We start from the raw sequence: 13858 nt of genomic DNA on the forward strand, positions 1-13858 counted from the left end.
GATCCCGGCCCTTTCCTTGTTCCGGCTTGGGCGTTCCGCCTTGTTGCAGGGGCGTCCCGTCTCTATCCTTGGGATCAGCAGGCACGGAGACCGGCCATGGGATCGATCTGGACGTTGGAGGACGCGCGCGAGAAGCTGACCGCCGTGGTGGAAGCCGCGCGCAACGGCGAGCCGCAGCGCGTTTGCGTGGAAGGCGACGAGGCGGTGGTCGTCGTCTCGGTCCGGGACTACGAGCTGATGTCAAAGCGGCCGAAGACGCTGAACGAGCATCTGGCGAATTTCCCGAAGCTGCCGGACGACGCGCAGGATCTCTTCGACAAACGCAATCCCGAAGCGTTGGAATTCGCGCCTCGCGAGATCGATTGGGACTGACGCGTGTTTCTCCTCGATACGATGGTACTTTCCGAACGCGGGAAGCGGCGGCCGCACGAGGCCGTCTCGGCATGGCTTGATGGAACCGCCAAGGGTAAGGCCTATGTCAGCGTCCGCACCTTCGGCGAGATCGCGGCGGGGATCGCGAAGAAGCGCGTGAGCGATCCGGTTTTCGCAACCCGCCTGCAGGCTTGGGCATCGGATGCGCAAGCCGATCTCGGAGACCGGACGCTTCCTGTCACGATGGCCATCGCTCTGCGTTGGGGCGAACTCGCGACTCGCCTCAACCGCCGCGATCCCGACCTCCTCATCGCGGCCACCGCGCTCGAACACGACCTCACCGTCGCCACCCGCAACGTCCGGCATTTCGAGCCGACCGGGGCGAAGCTTTTCAACCCCTACGAAGCCTAAATTCTTGAACATCACCGCCATTCGCCTGCCGTCCGAGGTCTTTCCATGCGCCTAGGCGGACGTCTCGCCGCCGCGATCGAGGTTCTGGACGACGTTTCCAAACGTCACCGCCCGGTCGCCGACGCCCTGAAGGACTGGGGCCTGTCGCACCGCTTCGCCGGATCGGGCGACCGCTCCGCCATCGGCAATCTCGTCTACGACGTGCTTCGCCGCCGCCGCTCCTTCGGCTGGCGCATGGGCAACGATTCGACGCGCGCCCTCGTCTTCGCCGCGTTGGCGGAGGGCTATCGCCTCGCGCCGGACGCTATCGAACAAGCGCTGGAAGGCGACCGCTTCGCGCCCAAGCTCCCGACGCCGGACGAACTGCAGCGTTTCGGAAACGTCGATCTCGCCAAGGCTCCCGCCGCCGTTCGCGCCGACGTGCCCGATTGGCTGGCGAGCGAACTGGAAGCATCGCTCGGTGAGAACTGGATCGCGGAAGCCTCGGCCTTGAGCGGCCGGCCGCCTTTGGACCTTCGCGTCAACACGCTTCTGGGCGGACGCTCCAAGGCTGAAACCGCGCTGGCCGAATTCGGCGCGACGCCGAGCCGCCTGTCGCCCGTAGGCCTTCGCATTCCGCCGATCAAGGGCGCCGGCCGGCATCCGAATGTCCAGTCCGAAGCGACCTTCCTCACCGGCCTTGTCGAAGTGCAGGACGAGGGCTCGCAGCTCGCGAGCTGGCTTGCAGGCGCCAAAGCCGGCGAAACCGTGCTCGACCTTTGCGCGGGGGCCGGCGGCAAGTCGCTGGCGCTGGCGGCCGCGATGGAAGGGCAGGGCACCATCCACGCCTTCGATTCCGACAAGCGACGCCTCGCGCCGATCTACGACCGGCTGCGCCGCGCGGACGCCAAGAATGTCGAGCCGCACGGGCGCGCGGATGAACTCGCAGGCTTGGAAAACGCTTGCGACCTCGTTCTGGTCGACGCGCCTTGCACCGGCTCGGGCACGTGGCGGCGACGGCCGGACGCCAAATGGCGATTGTCGTCTTCGGCGCTGGAAAAGAGGATGGCCGAGCAGGACGCCGTTCTGAATGAGGCCGCGCGCTTCGTCAGGCCGGGCGGCCGGCTGGCCTTCGTCACCTGCTCGATCCTGGCGCGCGAGAACGGCCGGCGGGTCGAAGCCTTCCTCCAGCGCCATCCGGGCTTTGCGGTCGAGGATGCGGGCGGCGTCTGGGAAAACCTTCTGCCGGGCGCGCCAGCCGATTACCACGCCCACACGGTCGGCGAGGGACGAACACTGACCCTCACTCCGCTGAAATCCGGCACGGACGGCTTCTTCTTCGCGCGGCTGGTGCGGCGATGAAGCTGAGCCCACGCGACTTCGTTCTTCTCGCGATCTTCCTCCTCGTCACGGTCGGGGGAGGGCTCTGGATCGGCGTCTCCAACCCGCCGGGCGAATGGTATCAGGCGCTCGCCAAGCCCGGCTTCACGCCGCCGAACTGGCTGTTCCCGATCGCCTGGACGGTACTCTACGTTTTCATCGCCGTTGCGGGCTGGCTCGTTTATCGCAAAGGACCGGCCGCAGGCGTGATGCTCTGGCTCGTCCAGCTCGGGCTGAACTTCGCCTGGTCGCCGACCTTTTTCGGCGCGCACCGGATCGAAGCCGGGTTTGCGATCATCCTGGCGCTGCTCGCGGCGATCCTCGTCTTCGTGGCGGTCGCCTTCCGGCGCAATCGCGCGGCATCGATCCTGTTTCTGCCCTATGCGGTCTGGGTCGCCTATGCTGCCGCGTTGAACGGCTCGATCGCGCTCCTGAACTGAGCTGTTGACGGGCGCGTGATCGCGTCCTCTATCTCATGTTCTGGTTCTCGAAAAAAACGGAACAGCCTGCGATCTCCCAGAAGGTCGCGGGCTCGAAACGGATGGGGTCGGCGGCATGGGGCAGGCGGCGGAGTTCGAACTCGCGCCCGAGCGGGTGGCGGGTCGCGACGTTCTGTTCGTCATGGCCGCCGAGCCGGAATACGGACCCCATCTTCGCCGCCGCATCCGCCCGCTGATGACGGGCGTCGGGCCGATCGAGGCGGCACTCGCCACGGGCATCGCTTTCCAGGCGCTGGAAGCCGGCGGCCGCCGGCCCGATCTGGTTGTTTCGCTCGGCTCCGCCGGATCGCGCGTTCTGGAACAGGGCGCGGTTTATCAGGTCGCGTCCGTTTCCTGGCGCGACATCGATGCCTCGGCCCTCGGCTTCACCAAGGGCGTCACACCCCTCCTCGACCATCCGATCGACACCCCGCTGCCGACGCCGATCCCGAGCATTCCGGCTGCACGCCTTTCCACCGGCGGCGATGTCGTCACGGGGCTTCGCTATCATGAGATCGACGCGGAGATGGTGGATATGGAGACATTCGCCGTTTTGCGCGCCTGCCAGCGTTTCGCGCTGCCGATGGTGGGCCTTCGCGGCATCTCGGACGGGGCCGCCGATCTCCACCACTACGACGACTGGACTTCGCTTCTCGGCCATCTGGACGAGCGGCTGGCCGACGCACTCGACCGGCTGGCCGTCGCGATGGAAGCCGGCATCATATAGACGGCGCGATGCGCTTGCATAGGCTGGCCTGCTTGATTAAAGCCCCGCAATGACCGCGCATCCAGACACCGTCCTCATCGTCGATTTCGGCTCCCAGGTCACGCAGCTCATCGCCAGGCGCGTGCGCGAGGCCGGGGTTTATTCCGAGATCGTGCCCTTTCAGTCCGCCGCCGAAGGCTTCGCGCGGTTGAAGCCGAAGGCGGTGATCCTGTCCGGCTCGCCCGCCTCCACCACCGAAGAAGCCTCGCCCCGCGCGCCCGACGCGATCTTCGAGGCCGACGTTCCGGTGCTCGGCATCTGCTACGGCCAGCAGACCATGTGCGCGCAGCTCGGCGGCCGGATCGAGGGCGGCCTCCATCGCGAGTTCGGCCGTGCCTTCGTGGAAGTGAAGCGCTCCTCGCCGCTCTTCGACGGCGTTTGGGCCGAAGGCACGCGCCATCAGGTGTGGATGAGCCACGGCGACCGCGTGACGGCGCTTCCTCCCGGTTTCGAAATCGTCGCCCTGTCGCCCGGCGCGCCCTTCGCGGCCATCGCCGACGAGGCGCGGCGCTTCTATGGCGTGCAGTTCCACCCCGAAGTCGTCCACACGCCGGACGGGGCCAAGCTCATCTCCAATTTCGTCCACCGCATCGCCGGCTTGGCCGGCGACTGGACCATGGCGGCCTTCAAGGATCAGGCGATCGCCGAGATCCGCGCCAAGGTCGGCAAGGCGCGCGTCATCTGCGGCCTGTCCGGCGGCGTCGATTCGGCGGTGGCGGCCGTTCTTCTCCACGAGGCGATCGGCGACCAGCTCACCTGCATCTTCGTGGATCACGGCCTGATGCGTCAGGGCGAGGCGGAGGAGGTGGTCGGCCTGTTCCGCGGCCACTACAATATCCCGCTCGTCCATGTGGAAGCCGAAGAGCTTTTCCTCGGCGCTTTGGAAGGCGAAAGCGACCCGGAGAAGAAGCGCAAGACCATCGGCCGCTTGTTCATCGAGACCTTCGAGGCCGAAGCCGCCAAGCTCGGCGGCGCGGAGTTCCTGGCGCAGGGCACGCTCTACCCGGACGTGATCGAGTCGGTGTCCTTCACCGGCGGTCCCTCCGTCACCATCAAGTCGCACCACAATGTCGGCGGACTCCCTGAGCGCATGAACATGAAGCTCGTGGAGCCCTTGCGCGAGCTCTTCAAGGACGAGGTGCGCGCGCTCGGCCGCGAGCTCGGGCTGCCCGACAGCTTCGTCGGGCGCCATCCCTTTCCCGGGCCGGGCCTCGCCATTCGCTGCCCGGGCGGCATTTCGCGCGAAAAGCTCGACATCCTGCGCCAGGCCGACGCGATCTATCTCGACGAGATCCGCAAGGCCGGCCTCTACGACACGATCTGGCAGGCCTTCGCCGTGCTGCTCCCCGTCCAGACGGTGGGCGTGATGGGCGACGGGCGCACCTACGAGTTCGTCTGCGCGCTTCGCGCCGTCACCTCCGTCGACGGCATGACGGCCGATTTCTATCCCTTCGACATGGAATTCCTCGGCAATGCGGCGACGCGCATCATCAACGAGGTGAAGGGCATCAACCGCGTCGTCTACGACGTGACCTCCAAGCCCCCGGGCACGATCGAGTGGGAATGAGCTTCAGCCTCTACCCCTGAAGGGTCGGGTTTGAGGCTTCTTCGCGTATCCATCGGCGGAAGGCGGCCAGCGGCGGATAGGATGTCCGGGTCACAGAACAGGCGAGATAATAGCGTTCGGTGCTTTCCATCGGGAGGGGGAGGGCGCGCACGAGATCGCCGCGCCGGATGTCGTCCTCGATCAGGAATTCAGGCAGAAGCGCGACGCCGAGGTTGGACACGGCGGCCTGCGCAGCCGTCGCGAACTGGTCGAACAGCATGCCGCGCAAGGGGCCGGGACTCGCCTTCTGAAGATCGAACCAGCGCTCCCAGGCGTCGGGACGCGAGGCGAGATGAAGAAGGGGCGCGGCGAGAAGATCGGCCGGTTGCCCGAAGCCGAAGCGCTCCGCCAGTTGCGGGCTGCAGGCCGGCACCACCGTTTCGCTCATCAGAAGATCGAGTTCGGCCCCCGGCCAGTCGGCGGCGCCGAAATGGATCGCGGCGTCCAGCGCTTCCAGCCTGAAATCGAACGGCGACAGCCGCGTCGTCAGATTGAAGGTGATGCCCGGATGGAGCTTGAGGAAGGCCGGCAGGCGAGGGGCCAGCCAGCGCGTTCCGAAGGTTGGCAGAATGGCGAGGTTGAGGGTGCCGCCTCCCGGATTGGCGCGAAAGGCGAGCGTCGCCCCGGCGATGCGCCCGAGCGCTTCGCGCACCTCGCGCGCATAGGCCTCGCCCGCCACCGTGAGGCGCACCGACTGCCGCTCGCGAACAAAGAGTTCCGCCCCCAAGAGTTCTTCCAGGGCGCGGATCTGGCGGCTGACCGCGCTTTGCGTCAGATTGATCTCGGCCCCGGCCGCCGTGAAGCTTTGCAGCCGCGCCGCCGCCTCGAAGGCGCGCAAGAGCGACATGGAAGGCAGGAAGCGGCGCGCGACGGCCATGTCATTCCACAACCGAATGATGTCAGATAAAATCTTCGTTTGCAGAACTGCGTTGCCTCGTCAAACCTCATGCCAAACTCGCATGGATTTCCGCCTCGCCGGATGCGATCCCCGTTTCGGAGCGTGATGCGCCCATGACCTCTTCGAGCCCCGCCGCCCCCGGCTTCGTGTCGACGGATCACGTCCGCACCCTGTTCTCGCGCGCGATGTCGGAAATGTATCGCCAGGAGGTCCCGCAATACGGGACGCTCATGGAACTGGTGCGCGACGTCAATGCCGGCGTTCTCGCGCGCGATCCCGCCCTGAAGGCCGATCTGGAACGGGCCGACGAATTGGAGCGGCTCGATCTGGAGCGCCACGGCGCGATCCGCCTTGGTACGGCGCAGGAACTTTTCACCATCCGCCGCTTGTTCGCGGTGATGGGCATGGAGCCGGTCGGCTATTACGATCTTTCGGTGGCGGGCGTGCCTGTTCATTCCACCGCCTTCCGGCCGGTGGCCGATGCGGCCCTGTCGCGCAATCCCTTCCGCGTCTTCACCTCGCTTCTGCGGCTCGAACTGATCGAGGACGAAGCTTTGCGCGAGGAGGCCGCCGCCATTCTTTCGCGCCGGCAAATCTTCACCAGCCGCGCTCTCGAACTCATCGACCTCCACGAGCGCCAAGGTGGCCTCACCGACGATCAAGCGCAGGAATTCGTGCGCGAGGCTCTGGAAACTTTCCGCTGGCACGGGGAAGCGACGGTGGATGCCGCGACCTACAAGAAGCTTCACGACGCGCACCGGCTGATCGCCGACGTCGTGTCTTTCAAGGGTCCACATATCAACCATCTGACGCCGCGCACCCTCGATATCGACGAGGTGCAGACCGGCATGCCGGCGCGCGACATCGCCGCCAAGGCCGTGGTGGAAGGGCCGCCGACGCGCGCCTGCCCGATCCTCCTTCGCCAAACGAGCTTCAAGGCGCTGGAAGAGCCCATCCGCTTTCGAGGCGGCGACGGCGAGGCGGCCGGCACCCACACGGCGCGTTTCGGCGAGATCGAACAGCGCGGCATCGCGCTGACGAGAAAGGGCCGGACGCTCTACGACGACCTTCTCCAATCGGTGCGCGAGATCGGCGGCGCGGGAAGCGCCGGGGCGGATTACGACACGCGCCTGGCGCAAACCTTCGCGACCTTTCCCGACACCTACAACGAGATCCGCCGGCAGGGCCTCGGCTTCTTCCGGTATCGCTTGGGCGCGACGGGGGGCGGCATCACCGGACCGCTGGATTCTGAGGCGCTCGACCGGCTGGTGTCGGAAGGCCGCGTCCTCGCCGACCCGATCGTCTACGAGGACTTCCTGCCCGTCAGCGCGGCGGGCATCTTCCAGTCCAATCTCGGCGGCACGGAGCAGCGCGCCTATGCCGGCAATGCGAGCCGCGCCGCCTTCGCCGAAGCGCTCGGCGCTGAGCCCGCCGACGAGTTCGTGCTCTACGAGGAGGCCGAGACCCGCTCGATCGAGGCTCTCGAAGCCGAACTCGGCGTGGCCGGCCGACAGGCTGCGGCGGAATAAGCGTCGAAGAGTCGGGAGGCTCGTCCGGTGAAGAACGATCCGCGCAGTCACGGCCTTTGGGAGCGCTCGGCATCCCCGGCCCCCGCGACCACGGTCCTCGATCGCGAGATCCATGTGGACGTCGCGGTGATCGGCGCGGGCTATACCGGGCTTTCGGCAGCCCTGCATCTTGCCGAAGCGGGGCGCGGCGTCGCGGTTCTGGAAGCCGAGGAGATCGGCTTCGGCGGATCGGGTCGCAATGTCGGCCTCGTGAATGCCGGCATGTGGGTGATGCCGGACGACGTGCCGGCCGCGCTCGGAGAAACGCATGGCGAACGCTTGTTGCAGGTTCTGGGCGATGGCCCCCGCGCCGTGTTCGACCTCGTGGAACGCCATCGGATCGACTGCGAGGTGGAAACGCAAGGAACGCTGCACTGCGCCGTCGGCGAAAAGGGGCTTCGCGAGTTGAAGGACCGCGCTCGCCAATGGCAGGCGAGGGGCGTGGCGGTGGAACTCCTCAGCCCCGACGAGACCGCCGCCAAGGTCGGCAGCCGTGCTTACTCCGGTGCGCTTCTCGACCACCGCGCGGGCACGATCCAGCCACTGAGCTATGCGCGGGGGCTCGGCCATGCGGCGCTCCAAGCCGGTGCGCGGATCTTCACCCGAAGTCCTGTCACGGCGGCGCGGCACGAGAACGGCGCATGGATGCTCGACGCCGGCAACGGGGGGCGGGTGCGCGCGCCCCGGATCGTGCTGGCGACCGACGCCTATGGGGCGGGCGTCTTTCCGGAAGTTCGGGAAGAGCAGGTCCACCTGCCTTATTTCAACCTCGCCACGAAGCCGCTCAGTGACAACCTTCGCCACTCCATCCTGCCCGAGCGCCAAGGGGCGTGGGATACGGAGGAAATCCTGTCCTCCTTCCGCTTCGACCGCGCCGGACGGCTCGTCTTCGGATCGGTCGGCGCGCTTCGCGGGTTCGGCGCTTCCATTCATCGCAATTGGGGGCGGCGCGCGATGACGAAGCTCTTTCCCCAGCTCGACGGGGTCGGCTTCGAGATGGAATGGTACGGCAAGATCGGCATGACGCAGAACAGCCTGCCGCGCTTCCATCGACCGGCCACGCACGTTTATTCCTTCAGCGGCTTCAACGGCCGGGGCATCGCGCCGGGCACCGTGTTCGGCCGTCTTCTCGCCGACCTCATCCTCGGGCGCATCGCGGTGGAGGACCTGCCGCTACCCGAAACAGTGGCCGAGCCGGTGCGCTTCCGCAAAAGCCGCGAGGCCTGGTACGAGATCGGCTCGCAGCTCGCCCACGCAACAAGCGCCCGGCGCTAGAAGCGGCAAAACCGCCGCCACGTCCGACCATCAGGAGATATCATGCCGCAAACCGCCAGCGCCGCCTCGCTCGAACAAGAGACCGCCGCGATCCTGCGCTCCCTCGGCCTCGAAGACGCGCGGTTCACCGGCGGCGCGCGGGCCGTGCGCTCGCCGATCACCGGCGAGACGATCGCGCGCGTGCCCGAAACCACGCCGGACGCGGCGCGCGAGACCATCGCGCGCTCGACCGCCGCCTTTCTTCAATGGCGTCTGATGCCGGCGCCGCGCCGCGGGGAGCTCGTGCGGCTGCTCGGCGAGGAACTGCGCGCCAACAGGCAAGCGCTCGGCCGGCTCGTGACGATCGAGGCCGGCAAGGTCGTTTCCGAAGGCCTCGGCGAGGTTCAGGAAATGATCGACATCTGCGACTTTGCGGTGGGCCTGTCGCGCCAGCTTTATGGCCTCACGATGCCGTCCGAGCGCGCCGACCACCGTCTGGCCGAGCAATGGCACCCGATCGGCCCGGTCGGCATCATCTCGGCCTTCAACTTCCCCGTCGCCGTCTGGTCGTGGAACGCGGCGCTGGCGCTCGTCTGCGGCAATCCGGTGATCTGGAAGCCCTCCGAGAAAACGCCGCTGACGGCGCTGGCGACGCAGGCGATCTTCGAGAAAGCCGTGGCGCGCTTCGGCGCGGACGCGCCCGCCGACCTGTCGACGCTCCTCATCGGCGATGCCGGCACCGGCGAAGTGCTGGTGGAGGACGCGCGCGTTCCCGTGGTTTCCGCCACCGGCTCGACCCGCATGGGCCGCATCGTCGGGGTCAAGGTCGCCGCGCGCTTCGGCCGCTCCATCCTGGAACTCGGCGGCAACAACGCGTCCATCGTCACGCCTTCGGCCGATCTCGATCTGACGTTGCGCGCCGTCGCCTTCGGTGCGATGGGCACCGCCGGCCAGCGCTGCACGACGCTCCGCCGTTTGATCGTGCATGAAAGCGTCCATGACGAGCTGGTGGAAAAGCTAAAACGTGTTTATGCCACCATCTCGGTCGGCTCGCCGGTGGCGAGCGAAGCGCTTGTCGGCCCGCTGGTAGACCAAGCCGCCTTCGAAGGCATGGCACGCGCGCTCGAAGCCGCGAAAGCGGCGGGCGGTACGGTGCAGGGCGGCGAGCGTGTGGACGTCAACGGCGCGGACTCCTTCTATGTCCGCCCGGCGCTCGTCACCATGCCCGAGCAGGTCGGGCCGGTGGTGGAGGAGACCTTCGCGCCGATCCTTTACGTCCTGAAATACGCGACGTTGGAGGAAGCCATCGCGCTGCAGAACGGTGTGCCGCAGGGCCTGTCCTCCTCGATCTTCGCCACCGACATCCGCGATGTCGAGCGCTTCCTATCAGTGGCGGGATCCGATTGCGGCATCGCCAACGTCAATATGGGACCCTCCGGCGCGGAGATCGGCGGTGCCTTCGGCGGAGAAAAGGAGACCGGCGGCGGGCGCGAATCGGGCTCGGACGCCTGGAAGGCCTATATGCGCCGGCAGACCAACGCGGTGAACTACGGCCGCTCCCTGCCGCTGGCGCAAGGGGTGAAGTTCGACGTCGACGGCGGCTCGGCCGAGGCCTGAGGGCGGGACAGGAGATCGCGCATGGCCTTCGACATTCGGGATATCGGCGAGGCGATCGACTTTCGTCGCGAGCTTCATCGACATCCCGAGCTGTCGGGCGAGGAGGCGAAGACGGCCGCCGCCGTGCTAAGCCGGCTCGCCGAACAAGAGCCGGACCGGCTTTTGTCCGGGCTCGGCGGTCATGGCGTCGCCGCCGTTTTCGAAGGAGCGGCGGCGGGACCGACGGTTCTCCTGCGAAGCGAACTCGACGCGCTGCCGATCCAGGAGATCGGCGCAATCGAGCATCGCTCGCAGATCGAGAACAAGGGTCACCTTTGCGGTCATGACGGCCATTCGGCGATCCTGACGCTGGTGGGCACCGAACTCGCGCGCCGAAGGCCGCAGCGGGGGCGGGTGGTGCTTTTGTTCCAGCCGGCGGAGGAAACGGGAGCCGGGGCCGACGCCGTGATCGCCGATCCGGCCTTCGCGCAGATCAAGCCGGACTATGCGCTGTCGCTTCATAACCTGCCGGGCCTACCCTTCGGCGAAGTCGCCTTGCGGGAAGGGCCGGTCAACTGCGCCTCGCGCGGGCTGCGGGTCGAACTCCGTGGCCGCACGGCCCATGCGTCGATGCCGCAGGACGGCGTGTCGCCGATGGGCGCAATGGCCCGACTGATGCCGGCGCTGACGGCTTTGGGCGCGGGCGGGCCGCTCCGCGACGGCTTCCGGCTCGTCACCGTCACTCACGCGCGCCTCGGCGAGCCCGCCTTCGGGATCGCGCCGGGACATGGTGAGATCTGGGCGACGCTGCGCACGCTCCAGGACGAAGCCATGCAGGGTCTCGTCGCCGAGGCCGAAGCGATCGCGGTGGCGGTGGCCCGCGGGGCGGGGCTCGATTGCGCCATGTCCTATCACGACATCTTCCGGCACTGCGACAACCACCCGGAAGCCGTCGCCCTTCTGCGCCGCGCGCTGGATGGCGAAGGGATCGCGCACCGTCCCGGCGAGCCGATCTATCCGTCGGAGGATTTCGGCCGTTTCGCCGATGTTTCGAAGTCGGCGATGTTCTTTCTCGGCGCGGGCATCGACCATCCGAGGCTCCACAACCCGGACTACGATTTTCCCGACGATCTCCTCGCGGTCGGCGCGCGCGTCTTCCTGCGGGCCGTTCGCGAACTCCTCGGCTTCGATCATTGAGAACCAGGCCGATCGGGCCGCAATCCGCTGTTCAAATCGCGCATGGAATGAACTTCCCGCGCCGCGTCGGGCCCCAAGTCGTCTTCACGGACGAGGGGAGGGAGGTCGAAAGCGGGCCGCCGGACGCCATGTTCGGCCATCCACGAAGCCCTCGGGCGAAGCGCTTCCTGTCGGGAGTGCTTTGAAGAAACGAAAGAGATGTCATGACGTCGAAGGTTCAGTGGGGCGTGTTCTCCACCGCCCAGATCGGTCTCAACGCCGTGATCCCCGCCATGCTGAAGGGCGAGAAATCGACGGTCGCCGCTCTTGCCTCGCGCGACGGGGCAAAGGCGAAGGCGGCGGCCGACAGGCTCGGCATTGCCCGAGCCTACGGCTCCTACGAGGAGCTTCTGGCCGACCCGGAGATCGAGGCGATCTACAATCCGCTGCCGAACCATCTCCACGTGCCCTGGACGATCAAGGCGCTGGAAGCCGGCAAGCACGTGCTTTGCGAGAAGCCGATCGCGATGAGCGCAGAAGAGGCCGGGCAACTGGTGGAAGCCTCGAAGCGCACCGGACGGCTCGTCGCCGAAGCCTTCATGGTGCGCCACCATCCGCAATGGCGGCGGGTGCGCGAACTGGTGGGGCAAGGTCGCATCGGCGAGGTGCGCGCCATCCACACGGTGTTTTCCTATTACCTCACCGACCCCGAGAACATCCGCAACCAGCCGGAGATCGGCGGCGGCGGGCTTTACGATATCGGCTGCTACGCGATCAACACGGCGCGCTTCGTGTTCGGCGCGGAGCCAAGCCGCGTCGTCGGCGCCTTCGACATCGATCCGGCCATGAAGACCGACCGGATGCTGACCGGCATCGCCGAGTTTTCCGGCAGCCGGCATCTCGGCTTCACCTGCGCCACGCAGCTCGTGCCGCGCCAGGCTGTCGAGGTGCTCGGCACGAAGGGTCGGATCGCGATCGAGATCCCCTTCAACGCGCCGAACGACCGGCCGGGGCGCATCGTCATCGACGACGGCCGCGACCTCGTCGGCGGCGGCGCCGAGGTCGTCGAGTTCCCGGTCATCGACCAGTACACGCTTCAGGGCGACGCCTTCTCGGCCGCCGTTCGTGGAGAGGCGCCGCTCGAATGGGGCATCGAGGACGCCGTTCTCAACATGCGCGTCATCGACGCCTTTTTCCGCTCCGGCCGCTCGAACGGCTGGGAGCGCCCCTGACGATACCCCACGGAAACACTGTTTCCATGGCCTCTTCCGTCCAGCCTCGCGTCCCGGCTGGCGGAGGCGGAATAGTCGCGGCGAATGATCGCTGAAAGGAAAAGGGCCGGCGGCACTGTCGCCTCGCCGGCTCGAACGGCCTTCACTTCGAAGCGCCGGACTCCACCGAGAAGGCCGCGATCGCGGACCGGGCACAGGTGGAGAAGCTGTGGCTCGGACCTTCCTGCCCGAGCGTCTGGCGGCTGACCCGCGCGCCTTCGATCAGAAGGCAAAGCATGTCGGCGAGCGCTTCGGCGCGGTGGATGCCGGCATCGGCGCAAAGCTGGCCGAGCCGCTGGCGCTGGTGGTTCTTGAACCCGACGATGGTAGTGCGCAGAAGCTCGGAGGCTTCGGGCAGCTCCACGGCGGCATTGGCGATCTCGCAGGCCTGACCCTCGCGGATGCAGCCGTCGACCGCGTCGACCCAGGCGTCGAGTTGGGCCTTGGGGTCCGCGGGATGGGCCGCTTCGAGTTCGACCCAGCTTTTGTCGGCTTCGGTCGCCGCCTCGTTCAGGCAGGCGACGATGAGCTCGTCCTTGGACCGGAAGTGCCGGTAGAGCGTCATCTTGTTGGTGCCGGCATTCTCCGCGATCGCGTCGACGCCCGCGCCCCGGATTCCGCATCGGCGGAAGAGGTTTCGGGCCGTATCGAGAATGCGATCCCGCGGTCGTCCAAGGCCGCATGCTGCGTCCGTCATCGAATCCTCAGACCTTGAAGGACGTTTGCGCTTGACGTCATGTTACCGATCTGTCACCTGTCGATGTTACTAACCCGTAACATCGACTGAGCCTGTTCGCAAGATCGATATGGGCAAGCGGGAGCCGAACGCAAAGCGGTTCGGTGTGGGTCGAGGGAAAGGAGCCGAGAATGTTTGACGCGAACTTCGAGCCGACGATCGCCGAGATCATGAAGGAACCGGCCGTGCGCGCCCTGATGAGGGCCGACCGGGTGAACCCGAACGATTTCGAAGCGCGCCTGCGCTTCGTGTCGCAAGGCCCCGCTCGGCTGTCCGCGCCGAGCCTTCCCCGTCTTGCGCCGATCGACCGGCCGCGCTTCGCCGCCAAGGCGATGTCGGCCATCGCCGATCGCTGCTGCGGCTAAG

The 13858-nt window shown here is 67.1% G+C and carries 14 protein-coding genes; 12 read left to right on the forward strand and 2 right to left on the reverse strand.

Going from position 1 to position 13858, the window contains the following annotated elements; translation table 11 throughout:
• Positions 1 to 96: 96 nt before the first annotated feature.
• The 6 genes from F9929_RS01865 (at position 97) to guaA (ending at position 4954) form a co-directional block, all read left to right on the forward strand.
• Positions 97 to 372, forward strand: coding sequence for a type II toxin-antitoxin system prevent-host-death family antitoxin (locus F9929_RS01865; protein ID WP_152044819.1), 276 nt, complete (start codon positions 97 to 99; stop codon positions 370 to 372).
• A gap of 3 nt (positions 373 to 375) precedes the next feature.
• Positions 376 to 783 (forward strand): type II toxin-antitoxin system VapC family toxin, encoded by a 408-nt coding sequence (locus F9929_RS01870; RefSeq protein WP_152044820.1) that lies wholly within the window; start codon positions 376 to 378, stop codon positions 781 to 783.
• A 45-nt stretch (positions 784 to 828) separates the two neighbouring features.
• The gene (locus tag F9929_RS01875; RefSeq protein WP_152044821.1) at positions 829 to 2124 is read left to right on the forward strand and encodes an RsmB/NOP family class I SAM-dependent RNA methyltransferase; all 1296 of its coding nucleotides are present in this window, start codon (positions 829 to 831) and stop codon (positions 2122 to 2124) included.
• On the forward strand, positions 2121 to 2582 hold the full coding sequence (locus F9929_RS01880; protein ID WP_152044822.1) for a TspO/MBR family protein: 462 nt from the start codon (positions 2121 to 2123) through the stop codon (positions 2580 to 2582). Before F9929_RS01875 ends, F9929_RS01880 begins: the two co-directional genes overlap by 4 nt.
• A gap of 115 nt (positions 2583 to 2697) precedes the next feature.
• Entirely contained in the window at positions 2698 to 3348 is a 651-nt protein-coding gene (locus tag F9929_RS01885; RefSeq protein WP_152044823.1) for a 5'-methylthioadenosine/S-adenosylhomocysteine nucleosidase, read from the forward strand.
• A 49-nt stretch (positions 3349 to 3397) separates the two neighbouring features.
• On the forward strand, positions 3398 to 4954 hold the full coding sequence (guaA, locus tag F9929_RS01890; protein WP_152044824.1) for a glutamine-hydrolyzing GMP synthase: 1557 nt from the start codon (positions 3398 to 3400) through the stop codon (positions 4952 to 4954).
• A gap of 10 nt (positions 4955 to 4964) precedes the next feature.
• On the opposite strand, the gene F9929_RS01895 is transcribed toward guaA, so the two are convergent.
• Positions 4965 to 5870 (reverse strand): LysR substrate-binding domain-containing protein, encoded by a 906-nt coding sequence (locus tag F9929_RS01895; RefSeq protein ID WP_152044825.1) that lies wholly within the window; start codon positions 5868 to 5870, stop codon positions 4965 to 4967.
• 134 nt (positions 5871 to 6004) lie between these two features.
• On the opposite strand from F9929_RS01895, the gene hglS reads away from it, so the two are divergent.
• From hglS to F9929_RS01920, 5 genes are all read left to right on the forward strand, one after another.
• Positions 6005 to 7420: a 2-oxoadipate dioxygenase/decarboxylase HglS gene (gene hglS, locus F9929_RS01900; protein ID WP_152044826.1), complete on the forward strand. Its 1416-nt coding sequence runs from the start codon at positions 6005 to 6007 to the stop codon at positions 7418 to 7420.
• 27 nt (positions 7421 to 7447) lie between these two features.
• Complete coding sequence (locus tag F9929_RS01905; RefSeq protein ID WP_152044827.1) at positions 7448 to 8734, forward strand: NAD(P)/FAD-dependent oxidoreductase; 1287 nt, start codon at positions 7448 to 7450, stop codon at positions 8732 to 8734.
• 42 nt (positions 8735 to 8776) lie between these two features.
• Complete coding sequence (gene amaB / locus F9929_RS01910) at positions 8777 to 10330, forward strand: L-piperidine-6-carboxylate dehydrogenase (protein WP_152044828.1); 1554 nt, start codon at positions 8777 to 8779, stop codon at positions 10328 to 10330.
• 21 nt (positions 10331 to 10351) lie between these two features.
• The gene (locus F9929_RS01915; protein ID WP_152044829.1) at positions 10352 to 11506 is read left to right on the forward strand and encodes an amidohydrolase; all 1155 of its coding nucleotides are present in this window, start codon (positions 10352 to 10354) and stop codon (positions 11504 to 11506) included.
• A 203-nt stretch (positions 11507 to 11709) separates the two neighbouring features.
• Complete coding sequence (locus F9929_RS01920; protein ID WP_152044830.1) at positions 11710 to 12717, forward strand: Gfo/Idh/MocA family protein; 1008 nt, start codon at positions 11710 to 11712, stop codon at positions 12715 to 12717.
• Between the two features lie 142 nt (positions 12718 to 12859).
• Here the strand turns inward: F9929_RS01920 and F9929_RS01925 are convergent, their stop codons facing one another.
• Entirely contained in the window at positions 12860 to 13453 is a 594-nt protein-coding gene (locus tag F9929_RS01925; protein ID WP_152044831.1) for a TetR/AcrR family transcriptional regulator, read from the reverse strand.
• Between the two features lie 170 nt (positions 13454 to 13623).
• On the opposite strand from F9929_RS01925, the gene F9929_RS01930 reads away from it, so the two are divergent.
• Positions 13624 to 13857: a hypothetical protein gene (locus tag F9929_RS01930; RefSeq protein WP_152044832.1), complete on the forward strand. Its 234-nt coding sequence runs from the start codon at positions 13624 to 13626 to the stop codon at positions 13855 to 13857.
• Position 13858: the final 1 nt, after the last annotated feature.

Origin of the sequence: Aureimonas psammosilenae, assembly GCF_009176975.1 — a bacterium.
Classification (GTDB): Bacteria; Pseudomonadota; Alphaproteobacteria; order Rhizobiales; family Rhizobiaceae; genus Plantimonas; species Plantimonas psammosilenae.